The sequence below is a fragment of the Lutibacter sp. genome (genome assembly GCF_013041805.1).
Taxonomy (GTDB): Bacteria; Bacteroidota; Bacteroidia; order Flavobacteriales; family Flavobacteriaceae; genus Lutibacter.
This window is the reverse complement of sequence record NZ_JABDRI010000080.1, coordinates 18269-35378: the sequence shown is the minus strand read 5'-3', so window position 1 is coordinate 35378 and position 17110 is coordinate 18269. Positions and strand designations below refer to the sequence as shown.

Here is a 17110-nt window from a genome sequence, read left to right as displayed (position 1 = left end):
TAATAAGACTGTAATAAATTTCATTGGCACAAAGATAAAAAAATATTGATGCAATGGTGTTGCAAAGTCTTTTCTTAATTCCGATTGTATTCGGATTTTAGCGATGGCAAAGAAACAGCTCTTTTGTTTTTTTAAGCGTTGGTATTTCGCGTTGGCAAAAAATAAATGTGCTGTTTGCGCGTTGGCTTTTTTAGTTCAAATGTTGATGTTTAGAACGATTTTCCGCATTATGCACAACTCGTTATATCATTTAGAATTATAATGTTTATCACTCAAATTTTAGAGATAAACGTACTTTTGTGTTGTTTTTATCCGTTAACAATTACTCCTAAATAATTACCAGAAATCCAATTATCAATAAAATTAAACTTAGAAATTAGCAATTTTTCCGTGTAAGCATCATCAATACTTCAAATATAAAAAAAATCATTAAACCTATTAATGATAATAATCAGATTAGTTTAAAATCACTTTATTCCTTTAAAATTACGGCTTCAAATTTTTTAAATTAAAAAGCTAATTTCGTATTATTTAAATATCATTTTTATATATTTGAGTAACTATTTGTATAACAAATCAATCTTAAACTGAACACGTTTTTGAACACGATTTTGCAAATTTATAGCGCGGGAGCCCAGTAAAACCGTTTTTAAAATGGTCTAGGAGGAACTCATAACCCGAAGGTTATAAATCCAGTCCAAAATACAATACCAATGCAACCTTGAACCTTTTTAGGCTGATTTTTTTTATATTACTGGAAAGTAATTACATTTGATACTTTTGTAAACTCATAGAGTTCTCAAATTTTTGAATAGAGAGTAAATTAATTAAGTTTAAAAAATATATAACTATTGAAACCATAGATATGAAAAAAGTAAATTACTATTTGTTAAGTTTTATGATAATAGGAATGAGTATATTATCCTGTAAAACAAAAAATAAAGAATCAGATCAAGCAGTCAAATCAGATGTTTGGGAAGTAGATTTTTTAGACAATTTTGATACTTTTAATCCGGAAAACTGGCAAGATCAGCGTATTTGGGTAAATAATGAAAAACAAAGTTATGTGCCCAATGGAGAATTTGGAACGCGAGAAGTAAGTAATGGAACATTAAAAATAAAAGTAATTAAAATTGCAGAAAAACGCGAAAGTGATAATCTAGATAAGTTTGGTAAACAACAACCAAGTACAGAATACGTTGCTGGTAGAATTGCATCAAAAAATCGTAAAGAATTTGTGAAGGGTAAATGGACTGCTAAATTAAAATTATCAGGAAGTGGAGAAGCTAGTATGTTTCCTGCGTGGTGGTTATTAGGCGCTCAAAACAACGAGTCTCCTGTGCAAGAAGAAGATGAAACAGTTTGTTGGCCATTAACGGGATCTGGAGAGATTGATATTTTTGAACATCACGGAGACGGAGATAAAGATCATTATACAACAGGAGCTATTAAAAATTTAGGAGAATGTGATAAAGGTGATTGGTGGAGTTTGCGTACTAATATTCCTGCCAAATTAACTGAATATCACGAGTACTCTGTGGAATGGGAAGGTAGCGACTTGGTTTATGGCCTTGATGGTAAAGAAGTATATCGTAATGTTGGAGAGGGCGATAATTATCCTGAGCCTATGTTTGCTATTTTAAACTTTGCTAAAATTACAGATTCACCTATGGAAGGCGAATGGGTTATGGAAGTGGATTGGGTAAAACATGAATATAGAAAATAACACTCTAAGTCAATATCGAAGAATTATTATTCCAAAATCAACCTAAAGCAACCCTTTACGGCTTGCGTAAAAATAAAATGATACAACTAAATTCAAGTACTTTAAACAAAATTATATTAATTAGCTTCTTTTTTTATGCGCTAAGTTCATGTCAGAAACCGCTTGAAAAATTAGTGACTGAGGATACTATTATAGAAAAAAAAGTAGATTCACTTTTGTCACTAATGACTTTAGAGGAAAAAATTGGGCAAATGTCACAAGTACGTCATTTTAGCGATATAACCGATGAAGATATTGCAACTAAATTTATTGGATCTGTTATTCATACGCAAGGACCAACGCCAGGAAAAGATGCCGAAGAATGGCAAGCAAGGTTTATAACTTTGCAAAAGAAAGCCTTATCTACTAGGTTAGGAATTCCGCTACTTTTTGGAGTAGATGCTGTACACGGACAAAATACTTTTGAAGGCGCTACTATTTTTCCGCATAATATAGGAATGGGCGCTACTCATAATTCTAAATTAGTTCAAGAAGCTGCTGAAATTACTGCAATTGAAACTCAGGCTACCGGATTTAATTGGACATTTTCTCCGTGCATTGCAATTCCGTATAATGAAAAATGGGGAAGAGTTTATGAAGCGTTTTCTGAAAGTACAGAATTAACAGAAGAGATGGCAATAGCTTCCGTAAAAGGTCATCAAGGAAAATTAAGTGACAGTAGTACTGTAATGGCAACTGCGAAACATTATATAGGAGACGGCTCAACAGACTTTGGTATTGAAGGTGGAAATACTTCCTTGAATTTAAAAGAAGTTTCTGAACGGTTACTACCTCCATACCGAGCTGCTGTAAAAGCAGGAGTAGGATCTATTATGGTATCATTCAATGCGATGTCAAACAAGGCTATGCACGCACATAAAGAATTAATAACTGATACGTTAAAAACAAGTATGGGTTTTGATGGTATTGTTGTTACTGACTGGAAAGGATATTCTAGATTTGGTAAAAATGATATTATAAATGCTGGAGTTGATATGGTTATGGCTGTTGATGGAGATTTAGCGTTTTTCCAAAATGGACTAAAAAAAGGAATTGATAGCGAATATGTAGCTATGGAAAGAGTTAATGATGCTGTTAAAAGAATTTTACGTCAAAAATTTAGATTGGGATTGTTTAAAAACCCCTTTCCTAATGCTAGCCTTATACAACAAATTGGAAGCTCAGAACATAGAGCAAAAGCACGTCAAGCAGTAAGAGAATCATTGGTGCTATTGAAAAATCAAGACAAGGTTTTACCTATTGATAAAAGCGCAAAGAAAATAGTTGTGGTTGGTGAACATGCTAATAATTCTGGATTACAATCTGGGGGTTGGACTATTGCTTGGCAAGGAGTAAAGCAAAACTATAAAGGAGCCACTACTATTTTAGATGGTATTAAAAAAATAGCGAAAGGAGATGTAGTTTACGATATGGATGCAACTGGTAATCATTTAGATGCTGATGTTGCAATAATAGTCGTTGGAGAAACACCTTATGCAGAAGTCTTCGGTGATATTGGAGATGGAAATGGTACTTACAAATTGAGCTTGTCTGAAAAACATAAAAGCTATATTCAAAACTATTCAAATAAAGGTATAGATGTAATTGTTGTATTAATCTCAGGAAGGCCTTTGGTTGTTACCCCTGAAATAGTACAAACGGATGCTTTTGTTGCGGCTTGGCTGCCAGGATCTGAAGGAGATGGAATTGCAGAAGTTTTATTTGGAGATTTTAATTTTACAGGTAAATTACCTCACTCTTGGCCAAAATATGAAAAAGACTTTGAAGGTACATATGGGCCTAATTTTTGGAACAATACGATAACTCCTTTATACGAATTTGGATATGGGCTTACCTACTAAATAGTTGTTTTTATTTGAATTTTCAAGTATTAATTAGACATCCTTTTTTATTTTAAGATGATAATTATAGAGTCTAAAATTGTTCGTATGATTTCATGAAATCTTCAGCAAAAATAGTTCTTAAATACACTATTAATTCTTCCGCATTTTCTTTTGTGAACACCAATGGTGGTTTTATTTTTATCACATTATGAGCAGGACCATCAATACTCATTAGTATTCCAAAATCTTTCATTCGGTTTACCAAATAGTCTGTTTGTAATGATAATGGGTTCAAATGAGCATCGACCAATTCAATCCCAAGAAATAGTCCTTGTCCACGCACATCTCCAACAATAGGAAATTTTTTAGAAATTTGTTTTAATTCCGATTTTAGAAATTCTCCAACGATTAAAGCATTTTTTTGTAATTTTTCTCGTTTAACAGTTTTTAAAACTTCAGTACCAATGGCGCAAGAAACTGGATTGCCCCCAAAAGTGTTAAAATATTCCATACCATTCGCAAATTTATCAGCTACTTCTTGCGTGCAAGCTACTGCAGCTATGGGATGCCCATTCCCTAAAGGTTTACCAATTGTAACAATATCTGGTATAACATTATGAAGCTGAAAACCCCAAAACGTTTTTCCCATTCTACCACAACCCGTTTGAACTTCATCTGTAATACATATCCCACCGGCTTTTCTCACTAAGTCAAACGATTTTGACAAAAAGCCTTCTGGTAATTCTACTTGTCCGCCGCAACTAATTATTGGTTCAATGATGAAACCTCCTACATTTCTTCCTTTTTTCTGAATATTCGTAATTAGCTGTTCTACTTCATTAGCATATTTTACTCCAGTATTTGTTCCTCTATATTTTCCTCTAAAAGCATCGGGTAATGGAAAAATATGAGTGTGCTCAGGTGCACCCTTCCCTCCTTTTCCATCAAATTTATAGGAACTAATATCTATACACATATTGGTATTGCCGTGATATCCAACTTCAGAAGCTATGATATCTATTTGACCTGTAGCAGCTTTTACCATTCTAATGGCTAATTCATTCGCTTCACTTCCTGAATTTACAAAATGAAGCACGTTTAATTCAGAAGGCAACGTTTCAATTAACTCTTTAGCAAGTTTATTAATATTTTCATGTAAATACCTTGAATTTGTATTGATTAATGCCATTTGCGCTTGTCCAGCTTTGACTACTGAGTAATTTTCATGACCCACATGCGCTACATTATTAACGGTATCTAAGTACTTTTTCCCATACTGATCCATTAGATACTGACCTGCACCACGTACCATTTTAATTGGTTGATGATAATGTAAGCGTAAGCTTTTTCCTATATGTTGTTGTCTGTATGCGATAATTTCATCATTAGAAATAGCTTCTGTTTGTTGAAGTTCTTTTTGTTTAAATAAATGATTTGGATTTGGACAAATACTTTTCCAAATGGCTTTTTGATGATTAAACGCAACACCAGGAAAATCAATTCTATAATTTAATAACGACAATATCACTTGAAAATGTAAATGAGGAACCCAATTACCATTTTCTTCTTTTTTTCCTAAATAGCCAATACACTCTCCTTTTTTAATTTTGTCTCCATTTTTTTTATGTGTAACACTTTCAATACTTAAATGACCATATATTGTATAAAATACAAAATCTTCAACGTTGTGCTTTAAAATAATTAGACCTCCATATAATTTGTTTCCCGCATTGTTATAAGAAACTACAACTTCCCCATTAAATAACGCGTGAACCGGAGTATGATTTGGAAGCCAAAAATCGATTCCTAAATGTATCGTACGACTTTCTCTTCCGCTATTTCCAATTTTATCAAATTCAGTTGAAGTGTATAACGGACGAGGTTCTAAATAACCTCCAGCTAATATTTTTGATGGATATTTTGATTGTAATTTATTGATTTTATATTCGAAATATTCCAAATCGTTAAAATCATTAAAATGCCCAATCCAATTACTAGAAACACTTAAATCTAATGGATAGATGGATTCTTTTTTAACAGTTGGAAATAATTCAGTTAAACTAAAATGATTGTTAGCTGCCCAATTAGAAAACTTAGATTCATTAGGGTGTGCAGAAAAACCACAAGCTTCTCTAAAACTATAATAAGCAAAATCGGGACTGACTTTATGCCATTTTTTAAGAACTTTCCAAGCTGGTTTTTCACTAACTTGTAAATATATATTGTCGGGTTCTTCAATTTTATTCATTGCAGATTTTGTTACCGAAATAACCAAACGCATGGCAATAGCATTATATAAATGAACTAGTTCACACTCTTGTAAAGGAAATTTAGAATGATACCCTTTAACAATTGGTAAGGCCGCATCTAATGGCTCTTTATGATGCATAATTGCGTAGGAACAAACAACCGCCAAATCATTAATAATTTGAGTGTAAATAGCATCACCGTAATCAATAATTGCTTTCACTTTTGGATACACTAATTCGCTAGTTACAATGATATTATTTTCATTTACATCGTTATGTACAACAGATTTTCTAAGGTTTTTATATGAAAATAGGGAAGATTCAAATCTTTTTTGAAAAAAAGAAATAATTTCTTTTTCCTTATCCTCAAATAAATGTAGATAAGATTTTGTCCAAATTGATTGTGCAATATCCCAATCTAGTTCACGATAGGATTCTTCGTGCTCAAAACCTTTTAAAGAATCTGTTAACTGTCCACATTGTTCTCCCAAACTAAAGCGTAAATCATTCAATTGAGGGTTAACATCATTCCAAATTCTTCCCGAAACCCAAGTTAATAATCTAACTTTTCGTTCGCTCCCAAAATCATCCGTAATTTCTGAAATACAATTTCCATTTACATCTTGTACAATTTTAGGAACTATAAGATTTGAATTATTCTTTTGCGTGTACTGAATTAAATTTTGTTGAAAATCTAAATAGTTGTCATTCTCCTCTGGACGAGAAATTTTGAGAACATAACCATCACAATTTTTAGTTTTAACACGAAAATTAAAATCAATTTCTCCTGGAAGTTTAGATACTACACCTTTTATTTTATACTTTTCTAAAAGGATTTCTTCTGCAAGTTTAACGCTTATTTTTAGATTATTGTAAATCATAAATGCTTGGCAACTAAATGTAAAATATTAATAAACGCTTAAAATTAATTAATTTTGATTTAGAAAAATTATCTAAACTCTTATTATTTAAAAAAATATACATTTTCATTATTTTTTAGAATATAAAGCACAAAAGTTGGTACTTTTAAAAAGAATAATAAAATTTGATGAGTCTTCATTTTATTATACTATTTTTAAAAAAGGAAATATCATATTTGAATTATGGCACAAGAAATTGAACGAAAATTTTTGGTAATAAATAATGATTTTAAAAAAGATTCATTCAACAAAACTAAAATTGTACAAGGTTTTTTATCAACTGTTCCAGAGAGAACGGTACGTATAAGAATTAAAGAGAATAAAGGTTTTATTACAGTAAAAGGGATAGGAAATAAATCTGGTACAACTCGTTATGAATGGGAAAAAGAAATATCGATTGAGGATGCAACAGATTTATTAAAAATTAGTGAACCAGGCGTAATTGATAAAACACGTTTTAATATAAAATCCGGTAAGCATATTTTTGAAATAGATGAATTTTACGGTGAAAATGAAGGTTTAATTGTTGCCGAAGTAGAATTAAATGCTGAAGATGAGTATTTTGAAAAACCATCTTGGCTAGGAGAAGAAGTTACTGGGCAGGCAAAGTATTACAACTCAATGCTCATGAAAAACCCATTTAAAAATTGGTGATTTTTTAAAACAAAAACTGTAAGAAAGCAAATCTTTGGAAAGATTTGATGTATGAGAGATGAAAAACTATAGAATGATGAAAATTCCTATAAGAAAGAAATCAAAATTTGAAAGTTTTTAATGTTAATTGCTGGTCCTTTAACAATTTGGTGTAGAATTCGATTTAATCACCCTATTATGAGCTTAGCCTTTCCTGTTGCAATGCTTATTGAACATGTATATACGCTCCCATTTAATAGTAAACCTGCATTATTGCTTGGATAGCATCAATTATTATGGTGATGACATATTTTAAATGGTTGGGAATTACACCAAATGGATTGTTCTAAAATTGTGACTAATTTTCATATACATTACATCATTAACTAAAATAGGAATTGCTTCAGGTACCTATTTTTTGATCACATTATCAGCGATTTAACATTTAAAACTATTTCTGATTTTTAAAAAATAAAATCATTAAAAATTATAAAAATAAATTATATTTGTTTGGATTTTAAAGTTAAAGCCTATGCGTATATAAATTTATTATTCCTCAAAAAAGTATCACAAGCTTATTAAGCTAATTCGTTGGTGATACGCTAATAATTTATATACAATTAAACTTAATAAAACTTTAAAATATGAAAACAATCGTTTCGTTTACCTTCTTCTTTTTTATTAGTATTAACTTTTCTGGAATGAATAATTCAATTTACCAGCAAGATAAAAATACAATAACTGCAACTTTTAACGGAGTTACAGAAGATGAAATGTTTCAATTTACCGATTCTGAAAACAATAGTATCTTATTTTACAGAATGAGCGATGAAATTGAAATTAGTTTATATGATGATGAACTAATTGGACTCACTTTTAAAATAACTTGGAAAGAGGAAGAAATTGATGAATATGATGAAGAGGGAGAAGCAACAGGACAAATGTTAGTTGTAAAAAATATTATAAAGCTCGAAAAAATTAATTAAAAAAAATAGAGAAGGCTAAACATAATTTGATTTAGCCTTTTTCTATAAATATTGAATTTTTAACTAAATTCGTCCAGAAATCAAGAAAAACATGGAAGAAATAGAAAATATTGAATTAAAATACTTAGACCTTGATGATTATCAAGAATTAAAAAAAGCAATGATAGACTCTTACACCACTATGCCAAATTCATATTGGAAAGAGCATCAAATAAAAACGTTAATTGATCGATTTCCTGAAGGGCAAGTTGTTATTAAAGTGAATAATCAAATTGCGGGTGTTGCACTGTCACTAATTGTTGACTATCATGAGTTTGAAGATGAACATAACTACGAAAAAATAACGGGTAACTATAGCTTTGATACACACTCAAATGATGGAAATGTTTTATACGGAATTGACATTTTTATTATACCAGAATTTAGAGGATTACGATTAGGTAGAAGACTTTATGATTACAGAAAAGAACTTTGTGAACGCTTAAATTTAAAAGGTGTAGCTTTTGGTGGTAGAATACCAAATTATCATAAATATGCAGATAAACTAACTCCAAAAGAATACATCAACAAAGTTAGAAGTAGAGAAATTCACGATCCTGTTTTAAATTTTCAAATTTCAAATGATTTTCACCCTGCGAAAATATTGAAAGGATATCTTGAAGGCGATAAAGCTTCCAATGAATTTGCTGTACTTCTAGAATGGGATAACATTTATTATGAAAAGCCAACTAAAAAAGCCGCAACAATAAAAAAAATAGTACGCTTGGGGTTAATTCAATGGCAAATGAGGCCTTACAAAGATTTAGAAGAGCTTATGCAGCAAGTCGAATTTTTTGTTGATGCTGTGTCTGGTTATCGTTCAGATTTTGCGTTGTTCCCAGAGTTTTTCAATGCTCCTTTAATGGCGAAAAACAACCATTTATCAGAAGCTGAAGCCATTAGAGAGTTAGCATCCTTCACAGAGAAAATTGTTGAATTATTTTCAAAATTAGCTATTTCATATAACATTAATATCATTTCTGGAAGTATGCCAGAAATTGTTGATGGTAAACTTTATAATGTTGGATACTTATGTAAAAGAGATGGTTCAACAGAACGTTACGAAAAATTACACGTTACACCCGATGAAGCTAAAGTTTGGGGGTTACAAGGAGGTAATTCCTTAAAAACTTTTGATACTGATTGCGGGAAAATTGGCGTCTTAATTTGCTATGATTCTGAATTCCCTGAATTAAGTAGAATATTAGCTGATGAAGGAATGGATATTTTATTTGTACCGTTTTTAACCGATACTCAAAATGGATATTCAAGAGTTAGACATTGCTCACAAGCTAGAGCCATTGAAAACGAATGTTATGTTGCTATTTCAGGTAGTGTTGGGAATTTACCAAAAGTTCAAAATATGGATATTCAATATGCACAATCTATGGTTTTTACACCGTGTGATTTTTCTTTTCCAACAAATGGTATTAAAGCTGAAGCTACGCCAAATAATGAAATGATTTTAATTGCTGATGTTGATATTTCACTGTTAAGAGAACTAAATCAATTTGGAAGTGTTCGAAATCTAAAAGATCGAAGAACAGACCTTTTTGAATTGAGAAAAAAATAATCAATTTTAAAATTGGTTATTAGAATATAAAAATAAGATTAAAGCGCATGTCTACTTTAAACAAAATTCTTGCTAAGTTGCTTTTAAGGAAAAATTAAAACATATAGTATTTTAAATTTCACTTCGTCATAAAAATTTATTTTTTTGAATATCGTAGTATTTTGATTGTATTAAGAGTTTCTTTTAATATTTAACCATATAAAACAAGCAATAATTCAGCATATACACATTTATTCTTTATTTAAACATAAATTATAAATAGTTTATGAAAAATAGTTTTAAACTATATTTTATTAAAATTTTAACTGGTTTTAATATAAAATATTTAAAATAATAACTTTTCTATTTGCGATTTTTGCAAAGCATAAACCGTCGCGTAAATAAAGATCCATTAGTTAAATTGGCTTCTGTATATTTAAAAATGAAAATAAATAATAAAAAAGTAATTTGGACATCGTATAATATAAGTTCAGAAAATGATAATTTTTATCCTTTTGTTAATTTTGCAGCCGTTATTTTACTTAAGATTTTCAAGAAAGTAAAAAATAATTACAAAAAAATAGATACATGAAATTAACATTATTTGACAAAGTTTGGGATTCACACGTTGTTCGTAAAATTGAAGACGGACCAGATGTGCTGTTTATTGACAGACATTTAATTCATGAGGTTACAAGTCCTGTAGCTTTTTTAGGGTTAAAAAGTCGAAATAATAGCGTTTTATTTCCAAATAGAACTTTTGCTACAGCAGATCATAACACACCAACTATAAACCAACATTTACCTGTTGAAGATCCACTTTCAGCGAATCAGCTAAAAGCCTTAGAAGAAAATTCTGCCGAATGGGGAATTTCTCACTGGGGATTAGGACATCAACAAAATGGAATTGTACACGTTGTAGGTCCAGAATACGGAATTACATTGCCGGGTGCAACCATAGTTTGTGGTGATTCACATACATCAACACATGGCGCTTTTGGTGCTATTGCTTTTGGTATTGGTACTTCAGAAGTTGAAATGGTGCTTTCATCTCAATGTATTATGCAACCTAAGCCAAAAAAAATGCGTATCAACGTAAACGGAGAGCTTGGAGCAGGAGTAACACCTAAAGATGTTGCATTGTTTATCATTTCAAAATTAACAACCTCAGGAGCAACTGGTTATTTTGTTGAATATGCTGGTGATGTGTTTAGAAATATGACCATGGAAGGTCGTATGACCGTTTGTAATTTAAGTATTGAAATGGGAGCTCGTGGAGGTTTAATTGCTCCAGATGAAAAAACATTTGAATATGTACAAGGAAGACAATTTGCACCAAAAGGAGCAGGTTGGGATAAAGCAATGGCTTATTGGGAAACATTAAGTACTGATGAAGATGCTATTTTTGATAAAGAATTGACTTTTAGTGCTGATGAAATTGAACCAATGATTACCTATGGAACCAATCCAGGTATGGGTACTGGTATTTCTAACAACATTCCAACCGCTGATCAAGTTGAAGGTGGAGCTGCAACCTATAAAAAATCACTTGATTATATGGGCTTTTCTGAAGGAGAATCTATGATTGGTAAACCTGTTGATTATGTATTTATTGGAAGTTGTACCAATGGTAGAATTGAAGATTTTAGAGCATTTGCATCTATTGTAAAAGGACGTAAAAAAGCAGCTAATATTACAGCTTGGTTAGTGCCTGGTTCACATATTGTTGAAGCAAAAATAAAAGAAGAAGGTTTATTAGATATATTTAATGAAGCTGGTTTTGTGTTACGTGAACCAGGTTGTTCAGCTTGTTTGGCAATGAACGATGATAAAGTTCCTGCAGGTAAAGTTGCAGTAAGTACTTCAAATAGAAATTTTGAAGGACGTCAAGGACCAGGATCAAAAACATTATTAGCAAGTCCGCTAGTCGCTGCAGCAACAGCGGTAACAGGCGTTGTAACTGATCCAAGAACATTGTTATAACAGTGCTTTTAGCCTTTAGCAGTTTGCCATTGGCTAATTAAATTTGTTGAATGAGGAATTTTAGAAAATATCAAGTTTGGGAATTAGGGCATCAAATTACATTAGATGTTTATAAATTAACAAATAGTTTTCCTAAAGTTGAGTAATATGGCTTAACAAGTCAAATGAGAAGAGCTTCATCATCTGTCCCTGCAAATATAGCAGAAGGTTGTGGTAGAGAAAGTGAGGTTGAATTTAAAAGGTTTCTTGTTATTGCAAATGGATCAGCAACAGAATTGGAATATTTTTTAATTCTTGTGAAAGATTTAAACCTTGTTTCAGAAAAAGATATAATCGAATTAGTTGGAAAAGTAGACCAACTAAAAAGAAGTTTAAATAAATTAATAAGTAAAATTAACACTACTAGCAAATAGCCAACAGCTAAAAGCTAGCAGCCAAAAGCATAATAATATGGCTTACGATAAATTCGAAATATTAAAAAGTACCGCGGTTCCATTACCAATTGAAAATGTTGATACCGATCAAATTATACCTGCACGTTTTTTAAAAGCTACAGAACGTAAAGGGTTTGGTGACAATCTTTTTAGAGACTGGAGATATAATTCAGACAATACTCCAAAAGAATCATTTGTTTTTAACAATCCAATTTATAAAGGAAAAATATTAGTTGGTGGTAAAAATTTTGGTTCTGGCTCATCAAGAGAACACGCAGCTTGGGCTGTATATGATTATGGATTCCGTTGTGTGGTTTCTAGTTTTTTTGCAGATATTTTTAGAGGAAATTGTTTAAATATTGGTGTTTTACCTGTGCAGGTAAGCGCTGATTTTTTAGATCAAATTTTTAAAACAATTGAATCAGATCCAACTGCTGAAATTGAAATTAATTTACCTAACCAAACAATCACAATTTTATCAACTGGCGAACAAGAGTCATTTGATATCAACAGTTATAAAAAGGAAAATATGTTAAATGGGTATGACGATATTGATTATTTAACAAAAATGAAATCTGAAATAGAAAAGTTCGCAGAAACAAGACCTTTTTAATATGGAGTTAAGAAAAATTGAAATCATGGACACCACTCTTAGAGATGGTGAACAAACCTCAGGCGTTTCTTTTCCTTCATCTGAAAAACTAACCATCGCAAAATTATTGTTAGAAGAACTAAATGTTGATAGAATTGAAGTTGCATCAGCAAGAGTTTCTGAAGGTGAATTTCAAGCTGTAAAATCAATTACAGATTGGGCGGCAAAAAACAATTATATCAATCAGGTTGAGATGTTAACTTTTGTAGATGGTGGAAAATCTATAGATTGGATGATTAAAGCTGGAGCAAAAGTTCAAAATTTATTAACAAAAGGCTCGCTCAATCATTTAAAGCACCAATTAAAAAAAACTCCTGAACAACATTTTTCAGAAATAAAAGAAGTTATTGAATTGGCAAATAATGCAAATATTGCAACCAATGTATATTTAGAAGATTGGAGTAATGGAATGCATAATTCTCCTGAATATGTTTTTCAGTTTTTAGATTTTTTAGCAACTCAATCAGTCAAACGGATTTTATTACCTGATACCTTAGGTGTTTTAACACCTTCAGAAACGTATGCTTATTTTTCTAAAATAACTACAAAATACCCAGATATTCATTTTGATTTTCATGCACATAACGATTACGACTTAAGTGTGGCGAACGTTATGGAATCTATAAAAGCAGGGGCCAAAGGATTACATTTAACAGTGAACGGTATGGGAGAAAGAGCCGGAAATGCTCCTATGGCTAGCGTTGTTGCTGTGATTAACGATTTCTTTAAAAATGAAGTTGAAATTCAAGTGAAAGAAAGCTCATTATATTCAGTTAGTAAGTTAATTGAAACATTCTCAGGAGTTAGAATTCCTTCAAATAAACCAGTTGTTGGAGATAACGTATTTACACAAACAGCAGGAATTCATGCTGATGGTGACAATAAAAACAACCTCTATTTTAATGATTTAATGCCTGAACGTTTTGGACGAAAACGGAAATATGCTTTAGGAAAAACGTCAGGAAAAGCAAATATTGAGAAAAACCTTCAAGAACTGGGTTTAAAATTAAATCAAGTTGATTTACTAAAAGTAACACAACGAATTATTGAGTTAGGTGACAAGAAAGAATTGGTGACCAAAGAAGATTTGCCATATATTATTTCAGATGTGTTAGATAGCAACTTGTATGAAGAAAAAATAACAATTGAATCTTATGTTCTAACACATTCGAAAGGACTGAAACCATCTACAACAGTAGCTGTAAAAATTGATGGTGAGTTGTTTGAAGAACATGCGCAAGGAGATGGACAATTTGATGCTTTTATGAATGCACTAGGTAAATTGTATAAAACAAAAAAAATGAAATTGCCGAAGTTGGTAGATTATGCTGTTAGAATTCCTCCGGGAAGTACTTCTGATGCATTATGTGAAACTATTATTACTTGGGAAACTAAAGATACTAAATTTATTACGAGAGGTTTAGATTCAGATCAAACAGTATCTGCAATTAAAGCAACTCAAAAAATGTTAAACTTATAATTATAAAAATGAAATTAAATATTGCTCTATTAGCAGGTGACGGAATTGGACCAGAAGTAATTGAACAGGCAGTAAAAGTATGCGATGCCATAGCTGTAAAATTTAATCATGAAATCAATTGGACTCCCGCATTAACAGGAGCTGCAGCTATTGATGCTGTTGGTGAACCATACCCTGATGAAACTCATGAAATATGTGTAAATGCCGATGCTGTTTTATTTGGCGCTATTGGTCATCCAAAATACGATAATGATCCTTTGGCAAAAGTTCGACCTGAACAAGGCTTATTAAAAATGCGTAAAAAATTGGGACTATTTGCAAATGTGCGACCAACATTTACATTTCCTTCACTAATTGATAACTCTCCTTTAAAGCGAGAGCGTATTGAAGGAACCGATTTAGTGTTTTTAAGAGAATTAACCGGTGGTATTTACTTTGGTGAAAAAGGAAGAAGAGATGGTGGCGAAACAGCTTTTGACAATTGTGTTTATACAAGAGCGGAAGTTCAACGGCTAGCTAAAAAAGGCTTTGAATTAGCTATGACACGTACCAAAAAATTATGTTGTGTGGATAAAGCGAATGTGCTTGAAACATCGAGATTATGGAGAGAAACGGTTCAAGCGATGGAAAAAGAATATCCTGAAGTAGAGGTTTCATATGAATTTGTTGATGCTGTTGCCATGCGTTTAGTGCAATGGCCAAATTCGTACGATGTATTAATAACCGAAAACTTATTTGGTGATATTTTAACCGATGAAGCTTCTGTAATTTCAGGATCAATGGGTTTAATGCCGAGTGCTTCGGTTGGTGAAAAAACCTCACTTTATGAGCCGATTCATGGTTCTTATCCACAAGCAGCTGGCAAAGATATTGCAAATCCACTAGCCACAATTTTATCAGCAGCTATGATGTTTGAAGATGCTTTTGGATTAACCAAAGAGGCAGAGGCAATTAAAAATGTAGTAAATAAATCATTAGCTGAAGGCATTGTAACTGAAGATTTATCAGGTGACAATAAAGCTTATAAAACAAGTGAGGTTGGAAACTGGTTAGCTACCAATTTATAAGTATTATACAAAAGCAAAAAAGGGATTGTTACAAGTAACAATCCCTTTTTTTATATTAACTATCTAATTTTATTTCAATTATAAAAGTGTAGTTGGGCAAACATACTCTGTAAGTTCTGCTCCACTATCTTTAATATCTGCAAATCCACCTCTAACATCGTGAACTTTACTAATTCCATTTGCTTGGAAAATAGATGCAGCAATTAACGATCTATACCCACTTGCACAATGTAAAAAGTATTCCTTATTTGGATTTAATTCTGCAAAATTTGCGTGAATAGTATCTAAAGGAAAGTTTTCAACACCAACAACGTGCTCAGATAAATATTCTGATTCTTTTCTAACATCTATTGGAGCTTCCATTGAGCCTTCTTTTAATCGATTTGCGAACTGAATTGCAGACATAGACCCTATTTGATCAAACGCATGTCCTGCAGCTTTCCAAGCGTGCATTCCTCCTCTTAAATATCCAATGGTATTGTCATATCCAACACGTGAAAAACGAGTCACTACTTCATGCTCTCTTCCTCCTTCAGCAATGAAAATAATTTTTTGATTGATATCTTTTACTAGTGCACCAACCCAAGGTGCAAAATTACCATCAACACCAATATACCAAGCTCCAGGAACTGTACCTTCTTCAGCATATACTTCTTTAGAACGTGTATCAATTACTAAAATATCTTTTTGCTCGCTCATTTCTTTAAAAGAATCAGCATCTATTGGAGTAGTACCTCTATGCAAAATTTCATCAATACTTGTATTGATACCTTTATTCATTCTTACATTATTACCAAAATATTGTGGTGCTGGCTTAAGACCTGTAGTTACTTCTTTAATAAACTCTTCTTTGGTCATATCAGCTCTTAAAGCATAATTTGTTTTCTTCTGATTTCCTAAAGTGTCAAAAGTTTCAGAACTCATATTTTTACCGCAAGCAGACCCCGCTCCATGATTTGGATATACAATAATATCATCTGGTAAAGTCATAATTTTATTACGCAATGAGTCAAATAAATGACCTGCTAAGTCATCTTGTGTTAAATGAGATTTCACAGCTAAATCTGGACGACCTACATCACCAATAAACAAACAATCTCCCGTAAACACATATGGTGTTTTCCCTTTCTCATCAATTAACAAGTAAGATGAAGACTCCATTGTATGACCTGGAGTGTGTAATAACTTAAGTGTTAAAGCTCCAATTTTAAATTCTTCTCCATCAGTTCCTTGATGAATTTCATAGTTTGGATCTGCATTTGGACCAAAAACTATAGTTGCTCCAGTTTCTCTAGCTAAATCTACTTGTCCAGATACAAAATCAGCATGGAAATGAGTTAAAAATATGTACTTAATTTTAGCCCCATCTGCTTTTGCCATTTCTAAATATGGTTCTGTTTCTCTTAAAGGGTCAATTATTGCTGCTTCTCCGTTGGAATGAATATAATATGCCATTTCCGCTAAGCATCCTGTAAACAACTGTTCAACTTTCATAATGAATTGATT

Annotated in this window: 12 protein-coding genes and 1 pseudogene; 11 read left to right on the top strand and 2 right to left on the bottom strand. The window is 31.7% G+C overall.

From position 1 onward, the window contains the following. Window positions 1-865: 865 nt before the first annotated feature. Together HKP59_RS10330 and HKP59_RS10325 are read left to right on the top strand one after the other, a co-directional pair. On the top strand, window positions 866-1726 hold the full coding sequence (locus tag HKP59_RS10330; RefSeq protein WP_291806489.1) for a glycoside hydrolase family 16 protein: 861 nt from the start codon (window positions 866-868) through the stop codon (window positions 1724-1726). Window positions 1727-1803: 77 nt separating this feature from the next. Beyond that, window positions 1804-3627, top strand: coding sequence for a glycoside hydrolase family 3 N-terminal domain-containing protein (locus tag HKP59_RS10325; RefSeq protein ID WP_291806487.1), 1824 nt, complete (start codon window positions 1804-1806; stop codon window positions 3625-3627). Between the two features lie 73 nt (window positions 3628-3700). On the opposite strand, the gene HKP59_RS10320 is transcribed toward HKP59_RS10325, so the two are convergent. Further along, window positions 3701-6739 carry an aminotransferase class III-fold pyridoxal phosphate-dependent enzyme gene (locus HKP59_RS10320; RefSeq protein WP_291806485.1) on the bottom strand — a complete coding sequence of 1013 codons (3039 nt, stop codon included), beginning with the start codon at window positions 6737-6739 and terminating at the stop codon, window positions 3701-3703. A 222-nt stretch (window positions 6740-6961) separates the two neighbouring features. On the opposite strand from HKP59_RS10320, the gene HKP59_RS10315 reads away from it, so the two are divergent. From HKP59_RS10315 to leuB, 9 genes and pseudogenes are all read left to right on the top strand, one after another. Then, window positions 6962-7432, top strand: coding sequence for a CYTH domain-containing protein (locus tag HKP59_RS10315; protein WP_291806483.1), 471 nt, complete (start codon window positions 6962-6964; stop codon window positions 7430-7432). 120 nt (window positions 7433-7552) lie between these two features. Continuing rightward, on the top strand, window positions 7553-7696 hold the full coding sequence (locus tag HKP59_RS10310; RefSeq protein WP_291806481.1) for a hypothetical protein: 144 nt from the start codon (window positions 7553-7555) through the stop codon (window positions 7694-7696). Between the two features lie 359 nt (window positions 7697-8055). Continuing rightward, window positions 8056-8397 (top strand): hypothetical protein, encoded by a 342-nt coding sequence (locus tag HKP59_RS10305; protein ID WP_291806480.1) that lies wholly within the window; start codon window positions 8056-8058, stop codon window positions 8395-8397. Between the two features lie 91 nt (window positions 8398-8488). Further along, the gene (locus HKP59_RS10300) at window positions 8489-10009 is read left to right on the top strand and encodes a carbon-nitrogen hydrolase family protein (protein WP_291806478.1); all 1521 of its coding nucleotides are present in this window, start codon (window positions 8489-8491) and stop codon (window positions 10007-10009) included. Window positions 10010-10576: 567 nt separating this feature from the next. Beyond that, on the top strand, window positions 10577-11971 hold the full coding sequence (gene leuC / locus HKP59_RS10295) for a 3-isopropylmalate dehydratase large subunit (protein WP_291806477.1): 1395 nt from the start codon (window positions 10577-10579) through the stop codon (window positions 11969-11971). A 158-nt stretch (window positions 11972-12129) separates the two neighbouring features. Then, a pseudogene (locus HKP59_RS10290) lies at window positions 12130-12384 on the top strand (four helix bundle protein); the annotation flags it as partial. 37 nt (window positions 12385-12421) lie between these two features. Next, complete coding sequence (leuD, locus tag HKP59_RS10285) at window positions 12422-13018, top strand: 3-isopropylmalate dehydratase small subunit (RefSeq protein ID WP_291806475.1); 597 nt, start codon at window positions 12422-12424, stop codon at window positions 13016-13018. Between the two features lies 1 nt (window position 13019). Continuing rightward, on the top strand, window positions 13020-14537 hold the full coding sequence (locus HKP59_RS10280) for an alpha-isopropylmalate synthase regulatory domain-containing protein (RefSeq protein WP_291806473.1): 1518 nt from the start codon (window positions 13020-13022) through the stop codon (window positions 14535-14537). Between the two features lie 8 nt (window positions 14538-14545). After that, complete coding sequence (gene leuB / locus HKP59_RS10275; protein WP_291806471.1) at window positions 14546-15604, top strand: 3-isopropylmalate dehydrogenase; 1059 nt, start codon at window positions 14546-14548, stop codon at window positions 15602-15604. 78 nt (window positions 15605-15682) lie between these two features. Here the strand turns inward: leuB and HKP59_RS10270 are convergent, their stop codons facing one another. Beyond that, the gene (locus HKP59_RS10270; RefSeq protein ID WP_291806470.1) at window positions 15683-17098 is read right to left on the bottom strand and encodes an MBL fold metallo-hydrolase; all 1416 of its coding nucleotides are present in this window, start codon (window positions 17096-17098) and stop codon (window positions 15683-15685) included. Window positions 17099-17110 lie beyond the last annotated feature (12 nt).